The sequence below is a fragment of the Natronorubrum aibiense genome (genome assembly GCF_009392895.1).
Lineage (GTDB): Archaea > Halobacteriota > Halobacteria > Halobacteriales > Natrialbaceae > Natronorubrum > Natronorubrum aibiense.
The window spans coordinates 279868-304134 of record NZ_CP045490.1; the positions used below are offsets into that span (position 1 = coordinate 279868).

The following is a 24267-nucleotide window of genomic DNA, read 5'->3' on the forward strand; positions in this document are numbered from 1 at the left end:
CCGACTGGAAGCGATTCCGTCGGAATCGCCCAGTCCGAGCGGGCGTCGTCCTCTCGGGATTTCGCCAAGGACACAACTCTGTCGCGCTCGCAGCGCAAACGTTCGGTTCGCACTGAGCGACTCGTCTCAGTCAGTCCGTACTCTCGCTCGGTTGCGGTCGGTTTTCGGAGACGGAACGGCGAGCCACTAAGACGAGCGCCATCACCGTCAGCAGCGTCGCGACCAACAACGGTCCAGTTCCCGCTGAGCGCCCGACGAGGGCTGCGATATCGGCGTAAAACGTAAAGAGGAGAAACGCCGGGAAGAGGGTCCCAATCGCGTATCGCCACGGGACCACCAGTGGGCGTGAGAGCTGTCCCGCACCTTCGAGATACTCCTCGATTGCGGCCGGACCAAGGACCCAGGCCGTATACACCATAAATCCAGTCAGACCGAGCACCAAGAGTAGATCGACGAGGTGGTCCGCGAACAGCGTAAACACCGCAGGGCTGAACGCGTTCACGCCGCCGGTGAGTGCGATCAGCGCGAATAGCCCCCGGGTCGCCGTCGACCGCTCGAGATCGAGTTCGTCAACCAGAAACGAGACCGGAATTTCGAGCATACTGATCAGACTCGTCAGGGCTGCGAGGAGAACGACGAAGAAAAAGACCGCGCCGAGAAGTCGCCCGCCGGGCAGGCTCGCGAACGCACCGGCGATCCCGACGAACAGGGCGCCGGGGCCGCCCTCGGTCGGTCCCGGCGCAAACGAGAACAGCAACGGGAATACCACGAGACCAGCCAAGATGCCGATACCGAGATTAAACACGGCGATGGTCGAGGCGTCGAGAGGTAGCGAACGGTCGTCGTCGACGTAGGAGGCGTAGGTGATCATCGTCCCGCTGCCGATCGAGAGGGTGAACAGCGCCTGGCCGGCGGCCGATCCCAGTATCGATAGGAAGTTCTCTGCGAGGTAGGCACCGTCGAATTCGAGGTAGAACTCGTATCCCTGCGCAGCGCCGGGTTGTCGGGACGCCCAGATCGCGAGTCCAACGAGCAACACGACGACACCGGGTATCATCACCTTCGTCGTCGCCTCGATGCCGCGTCTGATCCCTGCGGCGACGATCAAAGACGTGGCCGCGAGGACGGCAAGTTGATAGCCGAACGCTTCGGCACCGTAGCTGATCGCCGCGAAGTGGGTTTCGGGATCCGCAAAATAGGCACCCGTCGCGCTCTCGAGGAAGTACCGAAGGATCCACCCGCCGACGACGCTGTAGAACGACATCAGCATAATCGAGGTGACGACACAGAGCACGCCCAACGCCGTCCAGAAACGCGATCCTGCGAGCGATTTGAACGCCCCCACTGGGTTCCGATTCGACCGTCGACCGATCACGAACGCGGCCAGCAATCCCGGCACCCCAACGACGAGAACGATGAGCAGATACAACAGTAGAAAGGCACTCCCGCCGTTCTCCGCGGTCATCCAAGGAAATCGCCAGATGTTCCCCAGTCCGACCGCGCTTCCGACCGCAGCCAGGATGAATCCGGCGCGACTCGTCCAACTCTCACGTACCATCTCGTCTCAGGAAACCGACTCGGTGCGTATAAGAATTGTTCATCAGTGGCTCAGTTCATTCACAGTGACATGGAATCAGGAAATCTTGACACGACGCCTAACTCGCACGGGTAGTAAACGAATAGTTCGGTTCAGATTGTGTAACAAGACCTCTAAGGATCGCTCTCTGACACGCAGCCAGATTTTCAAAATGATCGTCTACGAGAACTCGAATGGTTACGGGCGTCGTACTCACGTGATTGCGCTACTAATCTCTGCATTGGCTGGTTCGTCGGCTAAAACGTTGACACCATCCGACGTCACAGCAATCCGAATCCCTTTAACAGTGAATCGGACTTCGAGAGCTCGAGTCGATGAGTCCAACAACTGTTCGAGTGCTTCGGAATCAACAGTGTTGTAGAGTTGATGTCATCACGATCAAGACCACACGTTTCCAGCATCTCGATGATTGCAACGACAAGATCAGTTAATTACTATTTCCGGTTCTCAGTGGTCGATCCATCTAAATTCAGTTGCGGAAAAGTCGGTCTTCGATAAATGATCAATCAATCACAAATGGCGTGACGGATAGCACACTGTGACAGGAGACTCTACTCGTTTTCGAGTGCTGAGTAGATCTCAGCGTGCCGGCGTCGATCAAGTTTCCCTCATCTCGAAAGCGAGATCGTGATGTTTCTTGTCGCTCTCGGCTGCTTGATACTGCTCGTACAGTCGGCGGACTTCTTCGTCGACCGCCGTTGAGGAGTCAGTGCTGGACGCCATCTTCGTTTTTAGCGTATTCACTGCGTCCGTTTATCAGTTGAGGCGGACACACGCTCGGAAGTAGACCAGTCGAGGCTCTCCCGCTGCTCGGTCGTTGGGAAGAGTGGGTATCGTGGACTGTACTCCATTCGACTTGCTCTCTGCTATAGTAGAGATTAGAAGTTGTTACTCACTTTCGATAGAGATTTGATCAAGCGCGGTATCGATCGCCGTTGTTAATTTGCCAAGAGAGCCGAAGAACCGATTGCTGAGAGCCGCTTGCAACAGTCGCCAGCACTCTTCGACCGATTTAGTTCCCACGAATACACCAGTGACGTGACGAAGACGAGGTCGTCACGGGCCGCAAGATCCGAGACAGCCGACGCTTGAGAGTACGGCGCTCCATCCAGAATCGCGATCAGGTCGTCTTCGAACTCAGTACATAATTTGAGAATGAAATGTTTGCGTGATTAGCAGTAACATTCTCTGTGAATCGAGAGAAAAAGCGATCGCCGTCCTCGGTGATCGCGCCCAACAGACACGTCCAGTCGCGTTGTCCAGATAATTCGACAGACAGCTGTGTGCCGCGCGGAAACCACGCGGCACGTGGCTCAACTTGGACAGATTTCGTGGTTTGATCGATACGGACTACTATGGCGTCCATCTCCCGACGTCCTCGCGGAACGTTTCTCGCTCCTCAGCAGCTGATTCGGCGGCTGTACGACGTGATTTTTGATTCCTCAACCCCGCTTCGTTGAGCAACCGCCAGCAGGTCGGGATTGAGTACTCGATATCGTACGTCTCCGCAAGATACTGCTGGGCGAGCGCCGACGCGCCAACGCCAACTTCCGCAGGTGGATCGTGGACAATTTCTTTGAACACTTCCTAATTATTATTTGAGGGCTTTCGTTTTCTCTCGGATCGGTGAACATCAGTAACGGCCTGCTCGAGTGACTCGTCAGTGTCGAGTCGCTTGAGCCAGCTATAGATTGTTCGTCGCTGAACGCCGTACCACTCGGCTAGCTCCGTCTGCGTGATGCCGTTTTTATACGCTATCGCCGCTAAGAGTCGTTGTGTCGGCTTCTTTCCCCCACGTTGTTGAGGGCATCTTGCACTTCCTCACCAGCGATTTTGTCGAGATGATCCATTCCACTCAAGAACAATTTTCGAGTGAAAAGTTCTAACGGTTACAATAGAGAACAGCAAGACCATTACTGAGGAATGATAGGTGAACTACCAGTAGTTAGGCCAATCGGTGCTAATACCCATAGAGAATAGCTGACTAAATTGATGAAAATTGGGTCGTAGGTATCCTCGAGTCCGGGCTGGACAGCGGTACGGAGACGACACCCGCGAATCGGACTCCAGTCCGGACTACTACGACAGTTGGCTATGGGCCGCCGATAGCAAATCTATGTTCCGACACAGATCGCTAGCCACCTCGTCCCCAGCTGTCGCCGATTGGGAGCTCACTCACTGATGCCAACGACGGTCACGGGACAGGTACTGTTGAGAATAACCGACTGAGTAACACTCCCGAAGACAACCTTCGCAGTCGGTGCCCGTTTTCGCCCGGCCATGACGATCGCATCCGCCTCGAGGTCGGCAGCCAGGCTGACGATTCCATCGGATGGCGGACCGCTAATCTCCCGGTGTTGGACGGCAAATCCGTCTGCTTCGAGTTCTTGGATGGCGATTCGGACGGCTTCCGGCCGCTCGACTGGCTGGTCGTCTCTCGGTTCGTTCTCGTATGCGTGGGCGACAGTGATCTGGGTCGCATCACGGTCGGCCGGGAGCGAATTGAGATAGTCAATCTCCATCCACGTTCGGTCAACGTGTTCGTCGACGGGTACAAGTATGTGGTACACGACCCCATATTGGCGGTTCAGAATATAAACGATTTGTATTATTCCAGATGTGTGATCGGGTTATCCAGCGAGGGTGATCGATCGAAGTGTGTCGAAACGGGCCCTCTCAAATCGGATACGGCCCGAGTTCGACGAGTCGCCAAGCCAATTGTATCCGATACTTTATCATGGGTACCGTCACACAGTATCATTGAGGCCATGACAGAGCCAGCTGCGGAAGCGACAGCAGTAGTGCACGAACCGTCCAGCGAGTTCATCGAATCCGCGAACGTCACCGCGTTCATGGATCGGTACGACATCGAAAATTACACGGAACTGATCGATCGGACCACGACCGAGGTGCCGGGCAAAGACGAAAGCGGCGTCGAGTGGTTTTGGGACGAACTGATCGACTATCTCGGACTCGAGTTCTACGAGGACTACGACACGGTGCGAGACGACAGCGACGGGCCACAGTTTACTGACTGGTATCCCGGTGGGGAACTCAACATCGCCCACAACGTCGTGGATCGCCACGCCGCCCTCGAGAACGAGCGGCGAAACAAAGTGGCGACGATCTGGGAGGGCGAAGACGGCGAGATCCGGGAGATAACCTACCACGAACTCGACCGCCAGTCGAGCCAGGTTGCGAACGCCCTCGAGGACCGCGGCATCGAGACGGGCGATACGGTCGGGCTTTACATGCCAATGGTGCCCGAAGTCGTCTCGATCCTCTACGGCTGTTTCAAAGTCGGTGCGATTGCTGTCCCAATTTTCTCCGGTTTCGGTGTCGAAGCGACTGCAACGAGGATCGACGATTCCGGGTGCAGCGTACTCTTCACCGGCGACGGCTTCCGCCGTCGCGGCAACGCCATTTCCCTGAAAGAGGCCGCCGATGAAGCCATTGAGCAGGTGGGCCACGTCGAACGGACGATCGTCTTCGACCGGCTTGGCTCGAGCGACTCCGAGACCGATCGAACCATCCCCTGGGTCAACGATCGAGACGAGTGGTGGGACGACGCCGTCGGCACACAGGACGACGACTACGAGACGAAATCGCTCGACTCGAGTCAGGAGTCGATGCTTCTCTATTCGTCGGGAACGACGGGGAAGCCGAAAGGGATCGTCCATACCCACGCGGGGGCGCTCACACAGGCGGCGAAGGAACTCCACTTCGGCTTCGATCTGAAGCCTTCAGATCGCTTCTTTTGGGTGTCCGACATCGGCTGGATGATGGGACCGTGGACGATGATCGGCGTTCACACGTTCGGTGGAACGATGTTCATGTACGAGGGCGCACCAGATCATCCCGAGCCTGATCGGTTCTGGGAGATGATCGATCGACACAAACTCACCCAGTTTGGCATCTCACCGACCGCAATCCGCGCGCTTCGAAAGCACGGGAACGAGTGGCTCGACGGCCACGACCTCTCCTCGCTTCGGCTGCTCGGCTCGACGGGCGAGCCGTGGGACGAGGAATCGTGGCACTGGTTCTACGAAAACGTTGGCGGCGGTGAGGCACCGATTATCAACATCTCCGGCGGGACTGAGATCATGGGCTGCTTTCTGATGCCCATGCCGACACAGCCGCTGAAACCCTGTACGCTCGGCGGCCCCGGCCTCGGAATGGACATCGATATCGTCGACGACACCGGCGCGTCAATCGCGGACGATCACGAACGTGGCTACCTCGTCGCGAGAGATTCTTGCCCATCGATGACGAAATCGCTCTGGTCGGGCGACGACCGCTATCTCGCAGAGTACTGGTCGAACTTCGAGGACCTGTGGGATCACGGCGACTGGGCCCAGCAGGATGACGACGGCTGCTGGTTCCTGCACGGCCGTGCCGACGACACGCTCAACATCGCCGGTCGAAAAGTCGGTCCGGCCGAAATCGAAGACGCACTCATCGACCATTCGGCAGTGAATCAGGCTGCTGCCGTTGGCGTCCCCGACGACACTACTGGAACGGCCGTCGTTTCCTACGTCGTCCTCGAGCGTGGGACGACGTCGTCCGACGATCTTCGCGCGGAACTCCGCAAACGTGTCGGCGTCGAACACGGGAAACCGTTCCGCCCACGGGAAGTCCTGTTCGTGGACGAACTACCGAAGACGCAGTCCGGGAAGATCATCCGCAGAGTCATCTCGAGCATCTATCAGGGAGACGAACCCGGCGATTTGAGTAGTCTCGAGAACCCCGAGGCGCTGGAATCGATCAGAACGCCTCGATAGCGTCGCTGGTCAGTTTTTCCGTATTCGGTCCGAGGTCGTCACAATGGAAACGGCTTCGATACCGACGCAGCGCCGTTGTGCGATCGATGTACCGGTTTTCATCGACGACTATCGTTCCGCGCCGTTGACTAGTAAAAAGCAGATACAGATGTGCTTCGACGGCTAAGCGGTGTGCTATGGGTGTGGTGGGTTGTACTAACTCCGTTCGGCGTGGGGGGTGATGCCGGCGCTTTCCATCCGTTCGTGGAAGCGTTCTCGGCGGGCCGCTCGTTCCTGCTCGGACATCCGGTCCGGCGTCCAGATCTTCCCTTCCGTCGACTGATGGACGTCGACGCTCTCGACAGCCGGCAACTGCCCGACCCGCTCGACGATCTCGTCGCTCATATCGATGAAGTACGTACAGCGCTGGGATGTGAGCAAGAGCGTCACATCAACGTGGCCGTGCTCGTCAATCTCGATTTCATCGACAAGGCCAAAGTCGACGAGATTGATCGGATGCTCGCTCGCACAACTGCAGGGATCTAGCACGTTCGACAGCGCCGAGCGGACCGCGGCTTTTCGTTCGTCTTCAAACGACTGCTCGGGAGTGATGTGACTTGCCATCGTTACACCGTCGTTTCGTACGTCGACCACGGTTCGGGGAACGAGTCCGTCAATCCCTGCTCTTCGCGCAGCTGTTCCCATCGATCGCCTTCGATGTTCGATCGGATCTCGTCGGGATCCTTATCCAGCATGCGAAGCGCGTTCCGTCCGAGAATGTTCCGCTTGTCTTCTTCTGTCACTTCGGGGTAGTCGTATTCAGCCTGGAGGTCTTCGGGCATCTCGAAGTTCCAGATTCCCTCGATCGGCGGCTGGGGATGGAGGGCCGTTGCGCCGCTGGAAAAGAGCAGGCGATCGGAGCCGACCCAGTAGAGGAACTCGCCAAGGATTTTCGCGAACTTCCGCGGTCGCGTGTTCACCAGACAGGCGGTGTTCTCTAAGTTGCCGTAAATGTTGTCGTGACTCGCCATCGCGAACGCGGTTTCTTCGAGGAACGAGAACCCGGCGTGGATGATCTCGAAGTTGATGTCCGGGAAGGACAGCGCAGCGTCTTCGACGTCGTCCGTTCGGAAGTATCGGACCGGCGCCGTTGCAAACGGGATGAACTTGTGCATGGCGACGGTGTCGACGTCCGAGTCGGCTGCGGCCTCGAGGATCGGCCAGACCGCGTCCTCGGTTAGCTGCAGCGACAGATCCTGGCCGTTCTGGTACCGGGATGGGTAGAGCTTGATCCCTTCGACGACGTCCCGTTTGGCGTACTCCTCGACCTGATCGACTGCGTCGTCCTCGAGCGGGTTGATGTCGACGTACATCGAGGTGCGATCCGGGTTCTGTTCACAGAACTCGAATCCTTTCTCGCGGGAGACGTACCCGTCGTGGAAGTAGTCGTCCAAGGGCAGCGAGTGGTAGACGCTGTAATCGATCTGACTCTCGAGAAACAGCAGCCGTGCAAGTTCTTCCGGCTGGTGGTTGCGGTAGAATACGTCTTCCGAGGGGACGTACTCGTCGGGGAGGAGTTTCTCGCCGAGTTCGTACGTTTCGTCGTCCCAGCGCTGCGCGTGCGGGTGTTTGTGATTCTCCGGCGTGTGGTTGAAGCAGTGGGAGACGGAGTCCACTACAAGGTCGCCATTCGCTAACATACGGTATGTCTGTTTCGGGGTATCATTAATAACTGTTTGGGTTCTGTTCGGGTGGGAGACGACACACCGCTCACAAATCCATCAGGCGGAACAATTAACAGCTACTGCTCGAATGACAGTATCGATGCCGACACCCAGCGAGAAGCCTCTCGATGAGCCGTACGGCTTGTTTATCGACGGAGCGGAACGAACTGCATCGAACGATCAGACGCTCGAGATCATCGATCCGGCGACGGACGAACCGATCACGACGGTTCCTGCCGCGACGAGCGATGACGTCGCGACGGCCGTCGACACGGCACGGCGAGCCAGCGACGAGTGGCAAGACATGCAACCGAAAGAACGGAGCCGACTCCTGTGCCGTCTCGCAGAGGCGATCCGAGAGGACGAAAAACGACTCGCCCGCATCGAAACGCTCGAGAACGGGAAGCCGCTCTTGGCGGCGCAAACACAGGTGCGACGGGCTGCCAGACACTTCGAGTACTACGGCGGCCTCGCCGACAAAATTCAGGGCGAAAGCATTCCTCTTGACGGCGATCACGTCGATTATACGATTCGGGAACCGCTCGGCGTCTCAGCGCACATCGTCCCGTGGAACGTCCCGATCTATCTCTTCGCCCGGAGTGTTGCGCCCGCACTCGTGGGCGGAAACACCGCAGTCGTCAAGCCAGCGGAGGAAACGCCCCTCGGCGCACTCGAAATCGCACGACTCGCCGACTCGGTCGGACTCCCCGAGGGCGTGTTGAACGTCGTTCCGGGCGACGGCCTCGAGGCGGGTGACACGCTCGTCGGGAGTTCGGAGGTTGACGTTGTAACGTTCACCGGGTCGGAAGCGACCGGGGTCGAGGTGGCAAAGCGAACGGTCGAACACGTCGCGGACGTCCACCTCGAACTCGGCGGGAAGAGTCCGAACGTCGTCTTTCCCGACGCGGACATCGACCATGCTGTCGACGAGACGATAACGGGAATCTTCTCGAACGCCGGTCAGGTCTGTTCGGCAGGATCGCGGTTGCTGGTTCACGAGACGATCCACGACGAGTTCGTCGACGAGCTCGCACGTCAAACCGAGGCGCTGACCATTGGTCCGGGCGTCGACGACCCCGACGTTGGTCCACTCGTCTCCGAGCAACAGCTTCAGACCGTGACCGAGTATCTCGAGATCGGACGAGCGGAGGTTGGTGAGCCGGTCGTCGGTGGCGAGACGCTCGACGAGGCGGGATATTTCGTCGAACCAACCGTGTTCGACGGCGTTGAAAATGACATGCGAATCGCTCGAGAGGAGATCTTCGGACCAGTGCTGACCGTCATCGAATTCGCGGACGAACAGGAGGCGATCGAACTGGCTAACGAGTCGCCGTACGGACTCGTGGCGGGCGTGTTCACCACAGATGTCGGCCGTGCCCACCGGTTTGCGCGTGACGTCGATGCAGGGCAGATCTACGTCAACGAGTGGTTCGCTGGCGGTAACGAAACACCGTTCGGGGGCTTCAAACGGAGCGGGATCGGCCGCGAAAACGGTGTTCAGGCGATCGACAACTACACCCAGCTCAAAAACGTCTGTCTCAATATCGCATCGCGGGACTGAGAGGGACAGACGGGAACTCTCTTTCACGAACAGGGGCATCGCCACGCCGATGCAGCGTTCGGACGGCGACAGAAACACGAACTTATTATTGCATGCGGGCCATCCGCACACATGACGGCCTAACTAAGGCGCGTAGAACTATGACTGGAAGACTGGAACACACGACGGCACTGGTAACCGGCGCATCGTCGGGGAACGGACGCGCAATCGCTCGCCGATTCGCCGAAGAGGGAGCAAACGTCACCATCGCGGACGTCCGCGAAGACCCGCGACTCGGCGGCGAACCGACACACGAACTGATCACAGCGAACGGTGGGAACGCACAGTACGTCGAAACGGACGTCACGTCCATCGACGACATCCGAAACGCGATCGAACACACCGTTGAGGCGTACGGGTCGCTGGACGTGATGGTCAACAACGCCGGCGTCGAACGACAACTCCCGATCGTCGAGGCGACGGAAGAAGACTTCGAGTGGCTGATGGACATCAACCTCAAGGGTGTCTATTTCGGCTGTCAGGCCGCGATCGAGGAGATGCAAACACAGCCTGGCGGCGGTTCGATCGTGAATATGTCCTCGATCGCGGGTCTCCGCGGCCTCGAGAACTCCTCGCTGTACTGTACGTCGAAAGGTGGCGTGACGAATCTGACTCGAGAGCTCGCGATCGAACAGGGACCACACGATATCCGCGTCAACGCGTTGAATCCGGGGCTTATCGAGACGGCGATGACGACGAAAGACGGCGACACTGCCGGGGGACTCGTCGAGAACACGCCGCTCGGTCGGCCAGGACAGCCTGAAGAGGTCGCAGATGCCGCGCTGTTTCTGGCGAGCGAGGAAGCGTCGTTCGTGACTGGACAGAATATCGTCGTCGACGGCGGGTTCACCGCCTGATCGGCGGCCGACACCCACGCTCTCGTTTCGAACGGCGCGCAGTTTTAATAGCTAGTATCTTCGAATAGTACTGTATGCTGCACGCAGAGGGGCCACTCCTCACCGTAGACGTCAGTACGCAGACGAGCGAGCAAACAGCCATTGACACTGTCCTCGAGCGGTTTATTGGCGGGCGTGGCGTCGGCACTGCACTCGCCCACGAGCGCTTGCCCTTCGACGCCGACCCGTTCGGGCCAGAGAACAGCCTCTTTTTCACGACGGGGCCGATGCAGGCGTCGACCATGAGCTTCACCGGGCGGATGAACTGCACCGGGATCTCGCCACAGACGGACCGCCTGCTCTCGTCGAACGCAGGCGGGTTCATGTCCCGAAACTTCGCCGCAACGGGCAACGCTGCCGTCGAGATCACCGGCCAGAGCGACGAACTCCTGTTCGTTCACGTGACCGATGAGGGTGTCGAGTTCGAAGCCGTCCCGGAGCTAGAAGGCGCGACGGTTCCCGAAGTGACGACATACATCGACGAAACGCATGGGCTGTCGTCGGAACACGTGGCCTGTATCGGCCCAGCGGGTGAACGACGCGTCCGGTTCGCCTCGATCATGACGACTGAAAGCCGCGCGTTCGGGCGCGGCGGCCTCGGTGCCGTCCTCGGTGCAAAAAACGTCAAGGCGATCACCTTCGACGGCGATTCGGCTCCGGATATCGAGGTCCCGCCGATACAAATGGATGTCCACCGTGACGCCGCGACGTCGGACCACATCATGAAACGTCAGGGGACAACGAGCGTCACCGACCTCGCAAACGAAGTTGAGGCCTTACCGACGCGCTACTTTTCGGAGCTCTCGTTCGAGGGTGTCGAGGGGATCAACGGCGATGCCGTCGAAGACCGTAAATACACGCGCGGGACCTGTTCTGCGTGTGCGTTCGCGTGCAAACTCCCGACGAAAGACGACGAGCGCGGGGTCGAGACCGAAGGCCCCGAGTACGAGACCGTCATGTCCTTTGGCTCGAACTGTGCAGTCGACGATATCGTCGATGTCATGCAGTCGAACGAGCTCTGTGACCGCTACGGAATGGACACGATTACCTGTGGAAACGTCGTTGCGGCCTATCTGGCATCCGAAGACGAGTTCGGAAACGTCGAGTTGATCCACGACCTCGTCGCCGATATCGCCCATCGAGACGGCGTCGGTGACCGCCTCGCGGAAGGCATCGAGCGGTTTCACGAAGATCTCGAGGTCGAAAACTGGACGGTCAAGGGGCTCGATTTTGCCGCTCACGATGGCCGAACGCTCCACGGACAGGGATTGTCTTACGCCGTTGCCAACCGCGGCGCGGACCACATGTTCTCGACGATGTACGCCTGGGAGTACCCGCTCGTCGACGCCGACGATGCGCTCGAACCGACCGGCCTCGAGGGGAAACCCGCGGTCGTCATCGAGCAGGAAAACGCCCGCGCACTGGAGGACTGTGGGATCGTCTGTCGGTTCTCGCGGAGCTTTATGACGCCGGATCGGTTCGAGGGGCTGTTCGACGCCGAATACGAGTCCCTACTCGAGATCGGATTACGTGTCGTCACGCTCGAGCGTCACTTCAACAGCCGGCGTGGGTTCGACCGAGACGACGACTCGTTACCTTACGACCTCCCTGCGTTCGAGGACGCCTTAGACGAGTACTACGATCGTCGAGGATGGGAGCGTGACGGAACCGTTACGACCAGCCACGCGACGGGGATGCTCGCCGACGACTGAACGAAAACCGGAGGGACTGACGACAGGGCATTCTGAAAGCTGGTTTTTGGACGACCAACACGACTCGTCTCGTCGGTTGACAGCGTCTCGAGAACAGTCTCGAGTCAGCAAGAGAACGTACCGGTCGGTCTGGTGAACACGTACCGTCCGGGACAGCGAACATGGTGTTTGAAACCGAACGGACGGTGAGCCGCCAACTGCGCTACTTGACCACGTCGATTTTCCGTCGATCGATCGAGAGCGCAACGGCGACGACGACGACGACACCAAGGATGATCTCCTGAACGAAGGGATCGACTGCGGTCAGGTTCATCCCGTTTTGCAAGACGGCGATGACGAGGACGCCGAGGATCGTTCGGTGTGGGCCACCAACGCCGCCGGTCAGTGCAGTCCCGCCCATGACGATTGCGGCAATGCTGGGTAACAGGAGGTCCGTCCCCGCGTCGGGCGAGGCCGATGACAGCCGAGCGGCGAGTAAGAACCCTCCAATCGCACACAGGAGTCCGGAGAGCACGAACGGGTAGATCTTGTACCGATCCACTTTTGCGCCGGAGAGTTCGACGACACGCTCGTTTTCACCCAGCGCATAGCAGTACCGGCCGAACTTCGTCCGCAACGCGAGGAAGACGGTCCCAAGGTAGATCAGGACCGACCAGAAGACGAGGTTCGGAATCCCGGGGAGGTACTCACCGGTGGCGATCCCCCGAATCGCATCGTTTCTGAAGTTGATACTCGAGCCGCCCGTGATGATCAGGGCGACACCTGTCATCACGGACATCGTGCCGAGCGTGACCAGAAACGACGGCACCTTCAGTTTGGCGAACACGTAGCCGTTGGCAAAGCCCGCAAGCATCCCCGCTGCGAGGACCATCGGGATCGCCAGAAACCCGAACTGCGCGACCAAAATCACGGTGAGCACGCCGGACAGATTGACCAGCGCAGCGACCGAGAGGTCGATACTCTGTTGCAGAATGGGGAAGGTCCCTGCTAGCGCCACTAACAAGAGCAACGCGCTGTTCACCGCGACGTTGTTGATCAGATTCCCGTACGTGAGGAAGTTACTACTGAGGATGCTAAACAGGACCATCAGGCCGAACAGCATGACGAACGGCCCGAGATCGATAATCCAGTCCTGTCGCGTTCGCTGCTCTCGCTGTTCGTGCCACCAGTTTCGTACCGTATCTGTCGCGTTATTTGTACTCATATTAGACCATCAGCTGAATTAGCTCTTCTTCGGTTGGTTTCTCGCCGGGCGATGCGTCGACCGGGTCGCCAGCAAACGAGCCGTCTCGCATGACCGCAATTCGGTTCGATAACCCGATCACTTCGGGAAGTTCGTCCCCGATGAGCACGATCGAAATCCCGTCCGCAGTCAGCTCTCGACACAGTCGGTACACCTCTTCTTTTGCGCCAACGTCGATTCCTCGAGTCACGTTATCCATCACCAGTACCGGTGTTTCGTGGGCCAACCATCGAGCAATGACTACCTTCTGTTGATTGCCGCCACTCAGCCCGTGAACAAGCGAGTTTGCGCTCGGTGTCTTGATATTGAGGTCCTCGATCGTCTCCTCGGTGATTGACGACTCCGATTTCAGATCGAGAAACGGCAGGCGGCCGTACATGTCTCGGACCATCGCGAGCGACGTGTTCTTCAACACGGACTGGTACAGTAACAGCCCCTCTGACTTGCGATCTTTGGGAATGTATCCGACACCAGCATCGACCATATCCACCGGAGACTCCGGTTGCACCTCATCTCCCAGGACAGAGAGTGTCCCAGCAGTCGCCGGCGTGTCACCAGCAAGGATTCTCCCGAGACGTTCTTTTCCGGAGCCCTCGACGCCGACGACGCCGAAGATTTCGCCTCGGCGAACCGAAAACGAAACTGGGCCAATCTCGGCTTCGTGTTGCAAATCGTTTACTTCGAACACGGGTTCGCCGAGGTTCGATTCGCGTTGCTGGTCTGGAACACGGTAGTACGCTGCGGACGTCTCCCGTCCGACCATGCTCTGTTGTAGTTTGTCTTGTGTCGCCTCGTCGGTTTCGTACTCATCGACCAACTCCCCGTCTTTCAGCACGTAAATCCGATCCGTGATCTCGAGGACCTCGTCGAGTTCGTGGGAGACGAACACGAAGGTCGCTTCGTCCCGGAGGTCGTCGATCAGGTCGAACAGGAGTTCACGACCGTCTTCTTCGAGACCCGCAGTCGGTTCGTCGAGGAGGATAACCGGGTTGTCCGCTTTGCTCGAGACGTGAAACGCCTTCGCGATCTCGAGCATCTGTCGCTCGTTGAACGAGTAATTTTTTACGAACTTGTCGACGTCGATGTCGATACCGAGATCGTCGACGAACGACTGAGCATCGGCGCTCATCTCGTCCATTCGCAACAGTCCCATTGATTCTCGCTCCCGTCCTAAAAAGAGGTTCTCGTACCCTCTGAAATGCGTGATGACGTCCTGTTCCTGATGAACCAGCGAGACACCGTACGATGCGGCGTCCTGTGGACCGACGAACTCAACCGGGTGTCCGTCTCTGTACAGCTTCCCTTCGTCAGGGTCCAATACCCCCGTGAGAATGTTGAGGAGCGTACTCTTGCCAGCGCCGTTCTCGCCAACGAGTCCGACGACTTCGCCTGCTTCGAGTTCGAGGGAGACGTCGGTCAGCGCATCGACGTGTCGAAACGATTTCGAGACGCTTTCGACGCGCAGGCTCGTTTCCTGAGCGGTCGGTGGATCAGTGTCGACGGCGTTCGTTGATCCCATATCCATGCTTTTCTCACTCATGGTTACTGGAGTGGGTTACTGTTGAAACGCTCATCGTACAGCGCCTCCACAGTGGACAGTTCATCGTCATCGTCGTAGACGTCTGGCAGCGAATAATCGTCATGTCTGTCGTCTTCATCCCAGTCAAGCAGTTCTTCGATATCCGCACGTCCCATCGGGCTCATTCCGATCTGTGGGTCCCACGCGTCCTCGCCGGCTTCCGCTTTCGACATCAATGTCCAGTCGTACGGCGTTTCGCCGTCGAAGACGTCCGCTTCGTACTGATCGACTTCGATGATGGGGAGTTCGATTTCGTCACCAAGTCGGTCGCGCCACTCGTCCGGATCGTTGACGACCAGTGGTGCGTTGAACGACATCATTCGTTCCGCGTCGGTCAGTTCGTAGCCCTCGATAAAGTCGTGGGCTTTGGCAACCGACCAGCCTGCCTGCCAGGGCCCCATTCCGGAGACGCTGCCAACCATCCGGCCCTCTCGAATGCGTTCTAACGCCGGTTCAGTCGCGTCGATTCCGACGACCGGCACGTCATAGCCGCTCTCCTCGAGTCGCTGTAATCCGCCGATCGCGACGTCATCGTTCTGTCCGAAGAACCCGTCGATGTCGTCTCCGTGCGTCGAAATGAGATCGGACATCGCGTCTCGGGCGTCCGTTCGGATGAAGTTCCCTTGGAGCACCGGCTCGAGCCGCTCGATGTCGGGATACTCTTCGAGAGCCAACTCGAGTCCGGCGTTCCGACCGGTGTTCGGGGCCGTGCCACGGTTGCCTTCGATGTGGACGAATGACCCCTCACCACCCATTTCTTCGAATAGTACCTTTGCAGAAGTGTAGGCGTGATTGACGAAGTGTGGAGTGAAAAACTGCACGTACTCGGGTCCGGCGTCGAGTGGAGTATACCAGTCTGCAATCGTTACGGCGAGGACCGTCGGCACACCACCCTGAACACACGTCTCCGCAAGCGAGATCGCTGCTGCGTTCGTGTACGTCTGGCCGACGATCATATCGGCCATATTCGAAACCGCGGTATCGAACTGTGATTGTTGCTGGTCGACGTTTCCTCCATTCGTCTGTAGGTTCGTCTCGTAGCCAAACGCTTCACACGCCTCTTCGTACCCCTTTTCCCACGACAGCCAGTATGAGTTCTCGAGGTTCGCGACCGAGCCGACGGCTTCTGGGCCATCGTCACCGCTTCCAACGCACCCTGCAAGTCCTGCTAGTCCAGCCGCGGCACTCCCAGCGGCCGTAGTTTTTACAAAATCCCGTCTAGTCTGTCCGGTGTTATGCTTCACCATGCTTCTCCGTTACTCTGTCTATGGCGGTAGTATAAATAATTTCGGGTGATTGTCTATGAGGGTCTGTAACCGCTCGTTTAGCTTCAGTCGAGTCAGGTTCCAGCGTCGACGGACGGACGGCTTCGAACTGGCTCAGTACATGACCTTCCCAGCGGAGACATTGAGATCCTGTCCGGTAATTCGCTCGGACTCGTCGGAGCAGAGAAACGCTGCTAACTCGGCGATATCTTCCCGCTCGACCAGTTCACCGCGCGGACTTTCTGCCTCCGCAGCTTGGCGAACGTCTTCGTAGGATTGACCGGTCGACTCCGCCTTTTGCTCAAACACTCGTCTGATACGCGGCCCGTCAACCGATCCCGGACAGATCGCGTTGACGTTGATATCGTACTCACCGACTTCCGCTGCGAGTGTTCGTGTAAACCCGATTAGTCCCATCTTCGTCGCCGCATACGGCGTTCGTTGCTCGAGTGGGCGCTTACCCGTAACGGAGGCTACGTTGACGATTCGGCCGTACTGTTGCGCTTTCATCACCGGAAGCACCTCCTTGCAGGCAAAGAACGGCCCGCGAAGGTTGACGTCGATCGTGTCGTCCCACTCTTCGACGGAGATCTCCTCGCAGGATGCGGTTGGACCAGCGATACCCGCATTATTCACCAGAATATCGATGGTCTCGAACTCCTCGAGTGCGGTGTCGATGCTCGACTGGACGCTCTCGTAGTGTTTGAGATCCGTATACCGATCGATTGCCCGCTGACCCTCCGCTTCGATGAGCGATACTGTCTCTTCCATTCCGCCTTCATCGATTCCTGCGAGGACAATATCGGCCCCGTCTCTCGCTAATTTGACAGCGATCGCTTGTCCAATACCACGGCCGCCACCAGTAACTACTGCTGTGCTATTCGAACGCATATATGGAAGACGCCCATTCTAGTATAAAAATTTACCGTCGATTACAGCTGTGGTGGTCACTCGTCAATCGCCGTCTCGTCATCATCCGTCGCCAGTGGCTGACAGCAGGTCTCTACTGGCAGTTCAGGGATCTGCGTCATGCGTCGATCTTCATCGGACCGGAACGTATATATACAAGAGCGCAGACCTGAGACGTATGCCATACAGTGGCTATCAGGACTACTTCGACAGAAAGCTGATCATCAGCGTTGCAACGACCGGCGGCCATCACGGCAAAGAGGCAAATCCGAACCTCCCACTCGAGCCGGAAGAGATCGCTCGAGACGTCCGTGACTGTGAAGCAGCAGGGGCATCGATCGTGCATATTCACGCCCGAACCGACGACGGTGAAACGACCAAAGACCTCGAACGATACCAGGCGATACGAGACGCCATCGACGAGTACTGCGATGACATTCTCGTCAACTTTACCACCGGCGGCGGCGGCATCTACTCTAGAGAGGAACGGATCGCACCGATCCTCGAGACCGAGCCGCGACCGGATATGGCGACCGTCGATATCGGACCGATGAATTTCGGACAGACGCGAACGGCGATCAATCCGCGCGAGCAAAACGAGGAGTACGCCGATCAGATGCGAGAGGCAGGTGTCAAGCCGGAACTCGAAATCTTCAATCCGGGTCACATTCCGGAGATGCAGCATCTCATCGACGAAGACCTGCTCGATGCACCGTACTGGTGTACACTCATTTTGGGCATGCAGACCGGGACACCCGCCCATCCACGGAATCTGATCAATCTCGTGGACAACCTTCCGGACCCCGTCGAGTGGCAAGCGCTTGCGGTTGGTCGCCACCAGCTTCCGCTGACGACGATGGCAATTACACTCGGCGGACACGTACGGGTCGGCATGGAAGACAACATCTACTATCGAAAAAACGAGTTGGCGGAGAGCAACGCACAACTCGTCCGTCGGACTGCCCGAATCGCAGAAGAATTAGAGCGCCCGATTGCGTCTCCAACTGAGGCGCGTGAGATGCTTGGAATAGAGTGAAACCCAGTATCGTTGACGAGCAGATGTAGCACGAACGCACCGGCCGAGACCAGCCGGTGGACCATTCCGAACAGACGAATTTTATATAGGGTGCTAATCACTCGACCACTCCGTGTTACGGCTGCTTGATTCTCGAGTTACAGTTTCGTTCGGATATGTTTCAGGGTTGCATTCAAGAGTTCATACTATATTCGAAGAAACGCGAACGCTGCAACTCGTCTTTCGCCATCAACCACCGGTTTCCGATACCGTCGAATCCGGCACGTGGTTAGTTCTCTTTCGAGATTGGATTCAGATCTCCGTGTCGTTGAGACGGTCTCTCGCTGTTCTGATCGGCCATCGAAAGACGAAATCGAGGTCTATTCGCAGGAGGAGAATTTTATATAGATGGCCTGCTACGGAAGTCATATGGATCACACAGACAGTCGGGAACTACAGACGACCACCATCTCGCTCGAGGTCGTAGAGAAGCTTCGGGAATTGGATGGTGGGCGAGTGACGGAACTGGCCGATGAACTCGAGCTCGCACCGAGTACAGTCCATTCACACCTGTCGACGTTGCTGTCGAACGGATATGCGGTTAAACGGGGTGACGAGTATTACCTCAGCCTTCGGTTTCTCGATCACGGCGACTACGTTCGGAACAGGAAAAAAGCCTACAGAGTCGCGGCATCGTATACCGATCAACTGGCAGAAGAAACCGACTGTCGGGCGGTGTTTGCTGTCGAAGAAAACGGACGTGGCGTCTACATTCACACGTCGTCAGGCAAACACGCAGTTTGGACGTATTCGACCGTCGGCAAACAGTTCGATCTCCATCAAACCGCGTCTGGAAAGGCTATTCTGTCAAAACTGCCACGCAGTACAGTCATGGAGGTTATTGAGCAGCGAGGCCTTCCTGCAGCGACGGAAAACACCATCACTGATGAGGAGACTCTCTTGGACCAACTCGACACGATTCGCGAGAGAGGAATCGCGTTCAATTATGAAGAGCAACTCGATGGGATCAAGGCCGTCGGTGTCCCCGTAAACGGCTCCGATACCCGCGTTGTCGGGGCATTTAGCGTTGCCAGTCCAGCCAACCGACTCACTGATGATCGATTCGAAAAGGAGATTCCAAATATCCTACTCGGTGTCGCAAACGAGTTCGAGCTCGAAATCTCCATGTCGTGATACCATCTCGCGACGGTATTACACCCATATGTGTGTAAATCATCTCGATCGAATAGCGTTCCATCATCGGCGATTGTATTACAAGCATACTATTGTAATTGACTGGATGGAAAACGATGACAGAGTAATAGAGAGTAAGCATCAATGACAGTGTCTAGTTAGGCTGGTTTGGGATTCGTGCAGGTCGTAGAGCTATAGTGGCCGTTAGAATTTTCTGCTCAAAGATCGTTGCTGAACGCAGTGGATTATCTCGACAAGACCGCTGTCGAGGAAGTGTAAGATTCCCTCGACAACATGGAGGGTAAGAAGCCAACACGACGACTCTTAGCGGCAATAGCGTACAAAAGCGGCGTTCCGCAGACTGAACTAGCCGAGTGGTACGACGTTCGGCGATCCGCGCGACACGCAGCCATCCGTCGAATTGTCCGGGCAACGCGATTGGCGTGTCTGTTGGGCGGGATCACCGTCCTCGGTGATCGCTTTCTCTCGATTCGAAGAGTATGTTACTGCTAACACACAAACAGATCATTTTTATATTATGAAACAAATTTGAAGACGACTTGATCGTGGTTCTGGACAGCGTGCCGTACTTTCGAGCGTCAGTCGTCACGGACCTCGCAGCGTATTCGCCGGAATTAAATCCTGTCAAAGACTGATGGCGACAGTTACAAACAGCGCTCAGCAACGAGTTTTTCGACTCACTCAACGAGTTGGTAACGGCGATCGATACCGCGCTTGATCAACTCTCTGTACCAAAAGTGAGTGATTACTTCTAATGGATTTTGTAGTTTGGCCATGCTGCTCGCTTCTCAAACCACGCTAACTAAACGGTGTCCATAGAACACTTCCCACAGATCTGAATAAATTGGGCGGTAAGGAGGTCCGCCCACTTCTGGCCGATTTGTTCTAAAGAAAACAGCGAGAGTTCCACGGGTCACCTGACCCGTTAGTCGTTTACCCGCCAATACAGTGTGTTCGGAGCCTATTACAGTCTTTGATGGGCGTTTTTATCTGAATGAAGAAGCGGCTGGCGTCGATGTATATCAAAGCCGTTAGGGTTGCGTGGCGTGACTTTTGGAATATGGCGATTTCTGGAACAGTCTTCAAATATTACCTCTACAAAGCGACGGAAGCGGTTGAGTTTTATCGGCCGATCATGTACCTCTACTTTCTCTCACAGGGACTCTCGTTTACTCATATCGTCATCATCGAAGCGCTCTACAACCTGACGACGGTTCTCGGAGAGGTGCCGACGGGATACGTCGGCGACCGGATCGGTCGTCGAAATAGCCTCCTCGTTGGATCGGCACTCATTACGGCGACGTTAGTTGGTATCGCGTTCGCATCTTCGTTTCTTGCGTTTGCCTTTTTGTTCATCTGTTGGTCGCTTGGCTATAACTTCCGCTCGGGAACGGAAGATGCATGGGTGTACGAAACGCTCACGGACATGTCTGCGAGCGACGAGTTTACTCACGTTCGTGGACGTGGACAATCGATTGCCTTGACGGCCGGTGTCGGTGCGTCACTCGTTGGCGGGTATCTCGGCGGATTCGACCTTACGTACCCGTTTCTCGCGGCTGCGCTGTTCACCGGGTTAGGGCTGCTCGTGATCGTGACACTGGATGAACCGGCAACATACGAGGAAAGCGATTCGAGCGAGATGAGTATCCGAGAGGCGTGGGGTGTCGTTACGCAGGCTGTCGGCCAGCGTCGTCTCCGGTCGTTCATCGTCTACTACTTCGTGCTGTTCTCGGCCGTTACCTATCTCGTGTTCATCTTTCTCCAGCCGATCTTCGAGTCCGTCGTGACCGGCCTGAACATGAGTCTCACACTCTCACTTCCTGTTCCCGGTCAAGAGAGTCCATACACACTCGCTATTTCAACCGGCAACGTCGAAACGCTGCTCGGAGTGTACTACGCAGCGATCAATCTCGTCTCGGCAGCGATCAGCTACCGTATCGGGTTCATTCAAGAGTGGGTTGGACTGCGTCGGTGGTTTGTCGTAATCCCGCTCCTCGTCGGTGGTCTATTAGCAGCGATGGTGTTCGTGCCCCCGATAGCGCTCGTCGCGTTGTTCGTCGGCTGGGCATCTGTTGAACCGACGCGAGTGTTTGCTGGACAGTACGTGAACGACCGTATCGAAACGCTCGGTCGTGCAACTGTATTGAGCGCGATGGCGATGGTAAGTGCAGTAACCGTTATTCCGTTTCAACTCGGGAGCGGCGTGATTTCGGATGTTGTGTCGCCGTTGATCGCACTCTCGGCAGCAGGTGTGATACTGATCGTCGGCTCGGTTGTGATCTTGCTCTGGGAATCGCCAATCGAAGAGCCAACGACCGGTTCAAATTCAAAAACAGGAATGGAGTGAAAGAGCTGTTCGCGGCCATTATGTAGCTGTCGTCAGCAGTAGTTTCACGAGAGTTGATGTGTGGAGAAGAGGATTTCAACAGACCTGATAGTTCTATTCGCCGTTGGGACGAGCGTCTGATTGAGATCCGGCGTTTTCTGGCATCTCCCGTGTAGTTTATGACGACTCGATCAGATCGGACGAAGCCCACTCCCTTGCTAACCAAGAAACTTCACTTGAAAAAGTGGTATCTCGCTGTACTCGTAGTATTACGAAAGAGTTGAAGCGGAACGTGTGTAGCCGATAGTGTCTGTTGAGGAATAAGGACGGTCGTATAGTTCGAGCATCCCAAACGCTGCGGTCACAGTGAGTAGGTGATCAGCGATCGACCCGGACGATTCGACGGTTGGACGAACATTCGATTGATGGACGCGAAACGATAGATAAGGCCGTAAACTACCTGCACCTGTCCCATGAAATCTCCACTCCCGACGAATAGACTCGTTTCGCTTACGCTCGCTGGCGCAGTGTTGACCGGTGTCGTCGCACTCGCGCTGGCAGCCCCCGGGCTCGGACTCGGCGTCGATTCACTGACCGACGAGAACCCGACAGTTGCGAGCGACGCGCCGACGCCAAACGAAGACTTCACACCGGCGGTCGGGACGCAAGGCGACGATGAACACGAGGACGACGAGTACGAAGAACACGAGGAACACGAAGATGAGGATGACGACTAGCGATGAGCTTAGCGGACACCCTCACTGCCGCCCGCACGCGACTCGGTGACGTCAGACTGGAGTTTCGGTGCTGTGATACCGACTTCGTGATTCGGATGACGGGCTACCGTGCCGATGTCGCGGCTGAGCTCGCCCGGGAGACCGCACTGTCGCTCGAGGCCGAACTCGACGCGTTCGATCCGGAAAGCGCAGTCGCGCGTCTCAACCGGACCGGACGCGTCGAGAACGAGCACGTCGCTCGCCTAGTTCGGCGCGGTCTCGAGTACGGCAAGCACACCGACGGCATCTTCGACATTCGTCAGGGGGCGGTCGAACACGACCTGAAGGCATACCTCCGCGGCGACCGGGAATCGATTTCTGCGACGTTCAAAACGGGGTCGGTGCGCGTCGACGGCAACCGCGTCGTCACCGAGACAGAACTCGACCTCAATGGCCTCGCGAAAGGCTACATCGTCGACCGCGTGGCCGCCGCCGCAGTGGGGCCGGGTCGACGCGGATTCGTCAGCGGCGGTGGCGATATGTCGCCGCCGACCGGGCTGGTCGCCGTCGAGAGTCCCTACGGGGATTCGCGTCCGCTCAAAGTCCTCGAGACCGACTGGAACGTCGCCACCTCCGGGGGCTATCGTCGGGAGCGCGACGGTGTCGACCACGTCTACGATCCGACGACGGAGCGACTCGGCGCACGCCACGAGTCGGTCACCGTCGTCGCACAGCACGACTGTATGGAAGCCGACGCGCTCGCGACGACGCTCGCCGCACTACCACTCTCGGACGCGCTTGAGCGCGCAGCGGCGTGGCCGGGCCTCGAGGCGTTCATCGTTCACGACGGCGTCTTTCGGACGACGGAGGGATTCGATGAACACGTCGCATAGCGGAACAATCACGGTCATCGCGATCGTGCTACTGGTTGTTACAGTCCCGGTGCTGTGGGGGGTCGCCGACGTTCGCGAGGCGCAAGCGGTCGACCGCGAACAGGCAGACCTCGTCGACTCGACAGTACCAACGAGACAGGCACCGAACGATTATGATGGCGATGGGGTTCGTGACAACGCGGACCAGTGTCCGACACGACCGGAGACGACGAACGGCTTTCAGGATGGCGACGGCTGTCCGGACATCGTCGAAACGACGGGGGGCTCGTGATGGAGATTATTTGGTATCTCGACCGTGGCGCAGCACTCGTCGCCTACCCCGCGCTGTATCTCGCAGTCCTGACGGGAATCCTCTACACTGCCCGGTCGTTCGGCCCGTTCTACCGACTCGCCCGCAAAATCCACATCGAAGTATCGGTGTTCGCGATGCTCGTGACGCTCCTTCACAGCGTCCTTGGCGTCCTCGACACCTGGTTCATCGTCACTGGATCAGCGCCTCAACCCGCGTACTCGACGACCTACCTGCTCGCCGGCGTCGTGGTCGGCGTCGGAGCGCTGCAGGTGCTCGTCGTCGCGGTGCTTGGCTTTCTCGACGCACAGCGGTTCGACCGACCCTGGGGACCGCGAGTCGTCCACGCGTTCGCCTACGGCGGCTTCGCGTTCGCGACGGTCCACGCTGCCGCCATCGGAACTGACGTCGCGGGGCTGATCCGACCAGTCTTCGGCCCAGCGATCGCGTTCCTCGGCTATGTCCTGCTGTTGCGCCTGCTGGTAGCCAGCGGGCGGCTGTCGACACCCACAACGACGAACCAGTAGA

At 57.6% G+C, this 24267-nt stretch carries 21 protein-coding genes and 2 pseudogenes; 12 read left to right on the forward strand and 11 right to left on the reverse strand.

Features of this window, described 5'->3' with window-relative positions; all coding sequences use genetic code 11:
* Positions 1-130: 130 nt before the first annotated feature.
* The 5 genes and pseudogenes from GCU68_RS19805 to GCU68_RS19815 all read right to left on the reverse strand — a co-directional run bounded on the left by GCU68_RS19805 (position 131) and on the right by GCU68_RS19815 (position 4167).
* Positions 131-1558 (reverse strand): sodium-dependent transporter, encoded by a 1428-nt coding sequence (locus GCU68_RS19805; protein WP_152944350.1) that lies wholly within the window; start codon positions 1556-1558, stop codon positions 131-133.
* Positions 1559-1789: 231 nt separating this feature from the next.
* Positions 1790-1924, reverse strand: a complete 135-nt coding sequence (locus tag GCU68_RS21890) for a hypothetical protein (RefSeq protein WP_227015119.1) — start codon at positions 1922-1924, stop codon at positions 1790-1792.
* 270 nt (positions 1925-2194) lie between these two features.
* The gene (locus GCU68_RS22030; RefSeq protein WP_264373498.1) at positions 2195-2320 is read right to left on the reverse strand and encodes a hypothetical protein; all 126 of its coding nucleotides are present in this window, start codon (positions 2318-2320) and stop codon (positions 2195-2197) included.
* A 155-nt stretch (positions 2321-2475) separates the two neighbouring features.
* Positions 2476-3447 (reverse strand): annotated as a pseudogene (locus GCU68_RS19810) (IS630 family transposase).
* A gap of 321 nt (positions 3448-3768) precedes the next feature.
* Positions 3769-4167, reverse strand: coding sequence for a universal stress protein (locus tag GCU68_RS19815; protein ID WP_152944351.1), 399 nt, complete (start codon positions 4165-4167; stop codon positions 3769-3771).
* A gap of 198 nt (positions 4168-4365) precedes the next feature.
* Here GCU68_RS19815 and GCU68_RS19820 point away from each other — a divergent pair, with 198 nt between their 5' ends.
* Positions 4366-6378, forward strand: a complete 2013-nt coding sequence (locus GCU68_RS19820) for an AMP-binding protein (RefSeq protein WP_152944352.1) — start codon at positions 4366-4368, stop codon at positions 6376-6378.
* Between the two features lie 195 nt (positions 6379-6573).
* On the opposite strand, the gene GCU68_RS19825 is transcribed toward GCU68_RS19820, so the two are convergent.
* Together GCU68_RS19825 and GCU68_RS19830 are read right to left on the reverse strand one after the other, a co-directional pair.
* Positions 6574-6981 carry a metal-sulfur cluster assembly factor gene (locus tag GCU68_RS19825; protein ID WP_152944353.1) on the reverse strand — a complete coding sequence of 136 codons (408 nt, stop codon included), beginning with the start codon at positions 6979-6981 and terminating at the stop codon, positions 6574-6576.
* Between the two features lie 2 nt (positions 6982-6983).
* Entirely contained in the window at positions 6984-8057 is a 1074-nt protein-coding gene (locus GCU68_RS19830) for an amidohydrolase family protein (RefSeq protein WP_152944354.1), read from the reverse strand.
* A gap of 124 nt (positions 8058-8181) precedes the next feature.
* On the opposite strand from GCU68_RS19830, the gene GCU68_RS19835 reads away from it, so the two are divergent.
* The 3 genes from GCU68_RS19835 to GCU68_RS19845 all read left to right on the forward strand — a co-directional run bounded on the left by GCU68_RS19835 (position 8182) and on the right by GCU68_RS19845 (position 12289).
* Positions 8182-9642 carry an aldehyde dehydrogenase family protein gene (locus tag GCU68_RS19835; RefSeq protein ID WP_152944355.1) on the forward strand — a complete coding sequence of 487 codons (1461 nt, stop codon included), beginning with the start codon at positions 8182-8184 and terminating at the stop codon, positions 9640-9642.
* A gap of 140 nt (positions 9643-9782) precedes the next feature.
* Positions 9783-10538, forward strand: coding sequence for an SDR family NAD(P)-dependent oxidoreductase (locus GCU68_RS19840; protein ID WP_152944356.1), 756 nt, complete (start codon positions 9783-9785; stop codon positions 10536-10538).
* Positions 10539-10612: 74 nt separating this feature from the next.
* Positions 10613-12289 carry an aldehyde ferredoxin oxidoreductase family protein gene (locus GCU68_RS19845; protein ID WP_152944357.1) on the forward strand — a complete coding sequence of 559 codons (1677 nt, stop codon included), beginning with the start codon at positions 10613-10615 and terminating at the stop codon, positions 12287-12289.
* Positions 12290-12491: 202 nt separating this feature from the next.
* On the opposite strand, the gene GCU68_RS19850 is transcribed toward GCU68_RS19845, so the two are convergent.
* The 4 genes from GCU68_RS19850 to GCU68_RS19865 form a co-directional block, all read right to left on the reverse strand.
* Positions 12492-13391 (reverse strand): ABC transporter permease, encoded by a 900-nt coding sequence (locus GCU68_RS19850; RefSeq protein WP_152944425.1) that lies wholly within the window; start codon positions 13389-13391, stop codon positions 12492-12494.
* 103 nt (positions 13392-13494) lie between these two features.
* Positions 13495-15072, reverse strand: a complete 1578-nt coding sequence (locus GCU68_RS19855; protein ID WP_394352495.1) for a sugar ABC transporter ATP-binding protein — start codon at positions 15070-15072, stop codon at positions 13495-13497.
* 2 nt (positions 15073-15074) lie between these two features.
* Positions 15075-16358 (reverse strand): sugar ABC transporter substrate-binding protein, encoded by a 1284-nt coding sequence (locus tag GCU68_RS19860; protein WP_152944359.1) that lies wholly within the window; start codon positions 16356-16358, stop codon positions 15075-15077.
* Between the two features lie 132 nt (positions 16359-16490).
* Complete coding sequence (locus tag GCU68_RS19865) at positions 16491-17267, reverse strand: SDR family NAD(P)-dependent oxidoreductase (protein WP_152944360.1); 777 nt, start codon at positions 17265-17267, stop codon at positions 16491-16493.
* Positions 17268-17463: 196 nt separating this feature from the next.
* Between GCU68_RS19865 and GCU68_RS19870 the strand changes: the two genes are divergently transcribed.
* The 8 genes and pseudogenes from GCU68_RS19870 (at position 17464) to GCU68_RS19905 (ending at position 24266) form a co-directional block, all read left to right on the forward strand.
* A complete protein-coding gene (locus GCU68_RS19870; protein ID WP_152944361.1) occupies positions 17464-18321 on the forward strand; it encodes a BKACE family enzyme in 858 nt (285 codons plus the stop codon).
* Positions 18322-18729: 408 nt separating this feature from the next.
* Positions 18730-19494: an IclR family transcriptional regulator gene (locus tag GCU68_RS19875; protein WP_152944362.1), complete on the forward strand. Its 765-nt coding sequence runs from the start codon at positions 18730-18732 to the stop codon at positions 19492-19494.
* Between the two features lie 394 nt (positions 19495-19888).
* A pseudogene (locus tag GCU68_RS19880) lies at positions 19889-20270 on the forward strand (transposase); the annotation flags it as partial.
* Between the two features lie 305 nt (positions 20271-20575).
* Positions 20576-21862 carry an MFS transporter gene (locus GCU68_RS19885; protein ID WP_152944363.1) on the forward strand — a complete coding sequence of 429 codons (1287 nt, stop codon included), beginning with the start codon at positions 20576-20578 and terminating at the stop codon, positions 21860-21862.
* A gap of 452 nt (positions 21863-22314) precedes the next feature.
* The gene (locus GCU68_RS19890; RefSeq protein WP_152944364.1) at positions 22315-22578 is read left to right on the forward strand and encodes a hypothetical protein; all 264 of its coding nucleotides are present in this window, start codon (positions 22315-22317) and stop codon (positions 22576-22578) included.
* Positions 22579-22580: 2 nt separating this feature from the next.
* A complete protein-coding gene (locus GCU68_RS19895) occupies positions 22581-23450 on the forward strand; it encodes an FAD:protein FMN transferase (RefSeq protein ID WP_152944365.1) in 870 nt (289 codons plus the stop codon).
* Positions 23434-23721 carry a thrombospondin type 3 repeat-containing protein gene (locus GCU68_RS19900; protein WP_152944366.1) on the forward strand — a complete coding sequence of 96 codons (288 nt, stop codon included), beginning with the start codon at positions 23434-23436 and terminating at the stop codon, positions 23719-23721. The genes GCU68_RS19895 and GCU68_RS19900 overlap by 17 nt, the downstream gene beginning before the upstream one ends.
* Positions 23721-24266: a hypothetical protein gene (locus GCU68_RS19905; protein WP_152944367.1), complete on the forward strand. Its 546-nt coding sequence runs from the start codon at positions 23721-23723 to the stop codon at positions 24264-24266. Before GCU68_RS19900 ends, GCU68_RS19905 begins: the two co-directional genes overlap by 1 nt.
* Position 24267 lies beyond the last annotated feature (1 nt).

Coding starts and splice junctions, on each gene's coding strand:
- GCU68_RS19805 (WP_152944350.1), bottom strand. CDS start 1,558: ATGGTACGTGAGAGTTGGACGAGTCGCGCCGGATTCATCCTGGCTGCG.
- GCU68_RS22030 (WP_264373498.1), bottom strand. CDS start 2,320: ATGGCGTCCAGCACTGACTCCTCAACGGCGGTCGACGAAGAAGTCCGC.
- GCU68_RS19820 (WP_152944352.1), top strand. CDS start 4,366: ATGACAGAGCCAGCTGCGGAAGCGACAGCAGTAGTGCACGAACCGTCC.
- GCU68_RS19825 (WP_152944353.1), bottom strand. CDS start 6,981: ATGGCAAGTCACATCACTCCCGAGCAGTCGTTTGAAGACGAACGAAAA.
- GCU68_RS19830 (WP_152944354.1), bottom strand. CDS start 8,057: ATGTTAGCGAATGGCGACCTTGTAGTGGACTCCGTCTCCCACTGCTTC.
- GCU68_RS19835 (WP_152944355.1), top strand. CDS start 8,182: ATGCCGACACCCAGCGAGAAGCCTCTCGATGAGCCGTACGGCTTGTTT.
- GCU68_RS19840 (WP_152944356.1), top strand. CDS start 9,783: ATGACTGGAAGACTGGAACACACGACGGCACTGGTAACCGGCGCATCG.
- GCU68_RS19845 (WP_152944357.1), top strand. CDS start 10,613: ATGCTGCACGCAGAGGGGCCACTCCTCACCGTAGACGTCAGTACGCAG.
- GCU68_RS19850 (WP_152944425.1), bottom strand. CDS start 13,391: ATGCTGTTCGGCCTGATGGTCCTGTTTAGCATCCTCAGTAGTAACTTC.
- GCU68_RS19855 (WP_394352495.1), bottom strand. CDS start 15,072: ATGAGTGAGAAAAGCATGGATATGGGATCAACGAACGCCGTCGACACT.
- GCU68_RS19860 (WP_152944359.1), bottom strand. CDS start 16,358: ATGGTGAAGCATAACACCGGACAGACTAGACGGGATTTTGTAAAAACT.
- GCU68_RS19865 (WP_152944360.1), bottom strand. CDS start 17,267: ATGCGTTCGAATAGCACAGCAGTAGTTACTGGTGGCGGCCGTGGTATT.
- GCU68_RS19870 (WP_152944361.1), top strand. CDS start 17,464: ATGCCATACAGTGGCTATCAGGACTACTTCGACAGAAAGCTGATCATC.
- GCU68_RS19875 (WP_152944362.1), top strand. CDS start 18,730: ATGGATCACACAGACAGTCGGGAACTACAGACGACCACCATCTCGCTC.
- GCU68_RS19885 (WP_152944363.1), top strand. CDS start 20,576: ATGGCGATTTCTGGAACAGTCTTCAAATATTACCTCTACAAAGCGACG.
- GCU68_RS19890 (WP_152944364.1), top strand. CDS start 22,315: ATGAAATCTCCACTCCCGACGAATAGACTCGTTTCGCTTACGCTCGCT.
- GCU68_RS19895 (WP_152944365.1), top strand. CDS start 22,581: ATGAGCTTAGCGGACACCCTCACTGCCGCCCGCACGCGACTCGGTGAC.
- GCU68_RS19900 (WP_152944366.1), top strand. CDS start 23,434: ATGAACACGTCGCATAGCGGAACAATCACGGTCATCGCGATCGTGCTA.
- GCU68_RS19905 (WP_152944367.1), top strand. CDS start 23,721: ATGGAGATTATTTGGTATCTCGACCGTGGCGCAGCACTCGTCGCCTAC.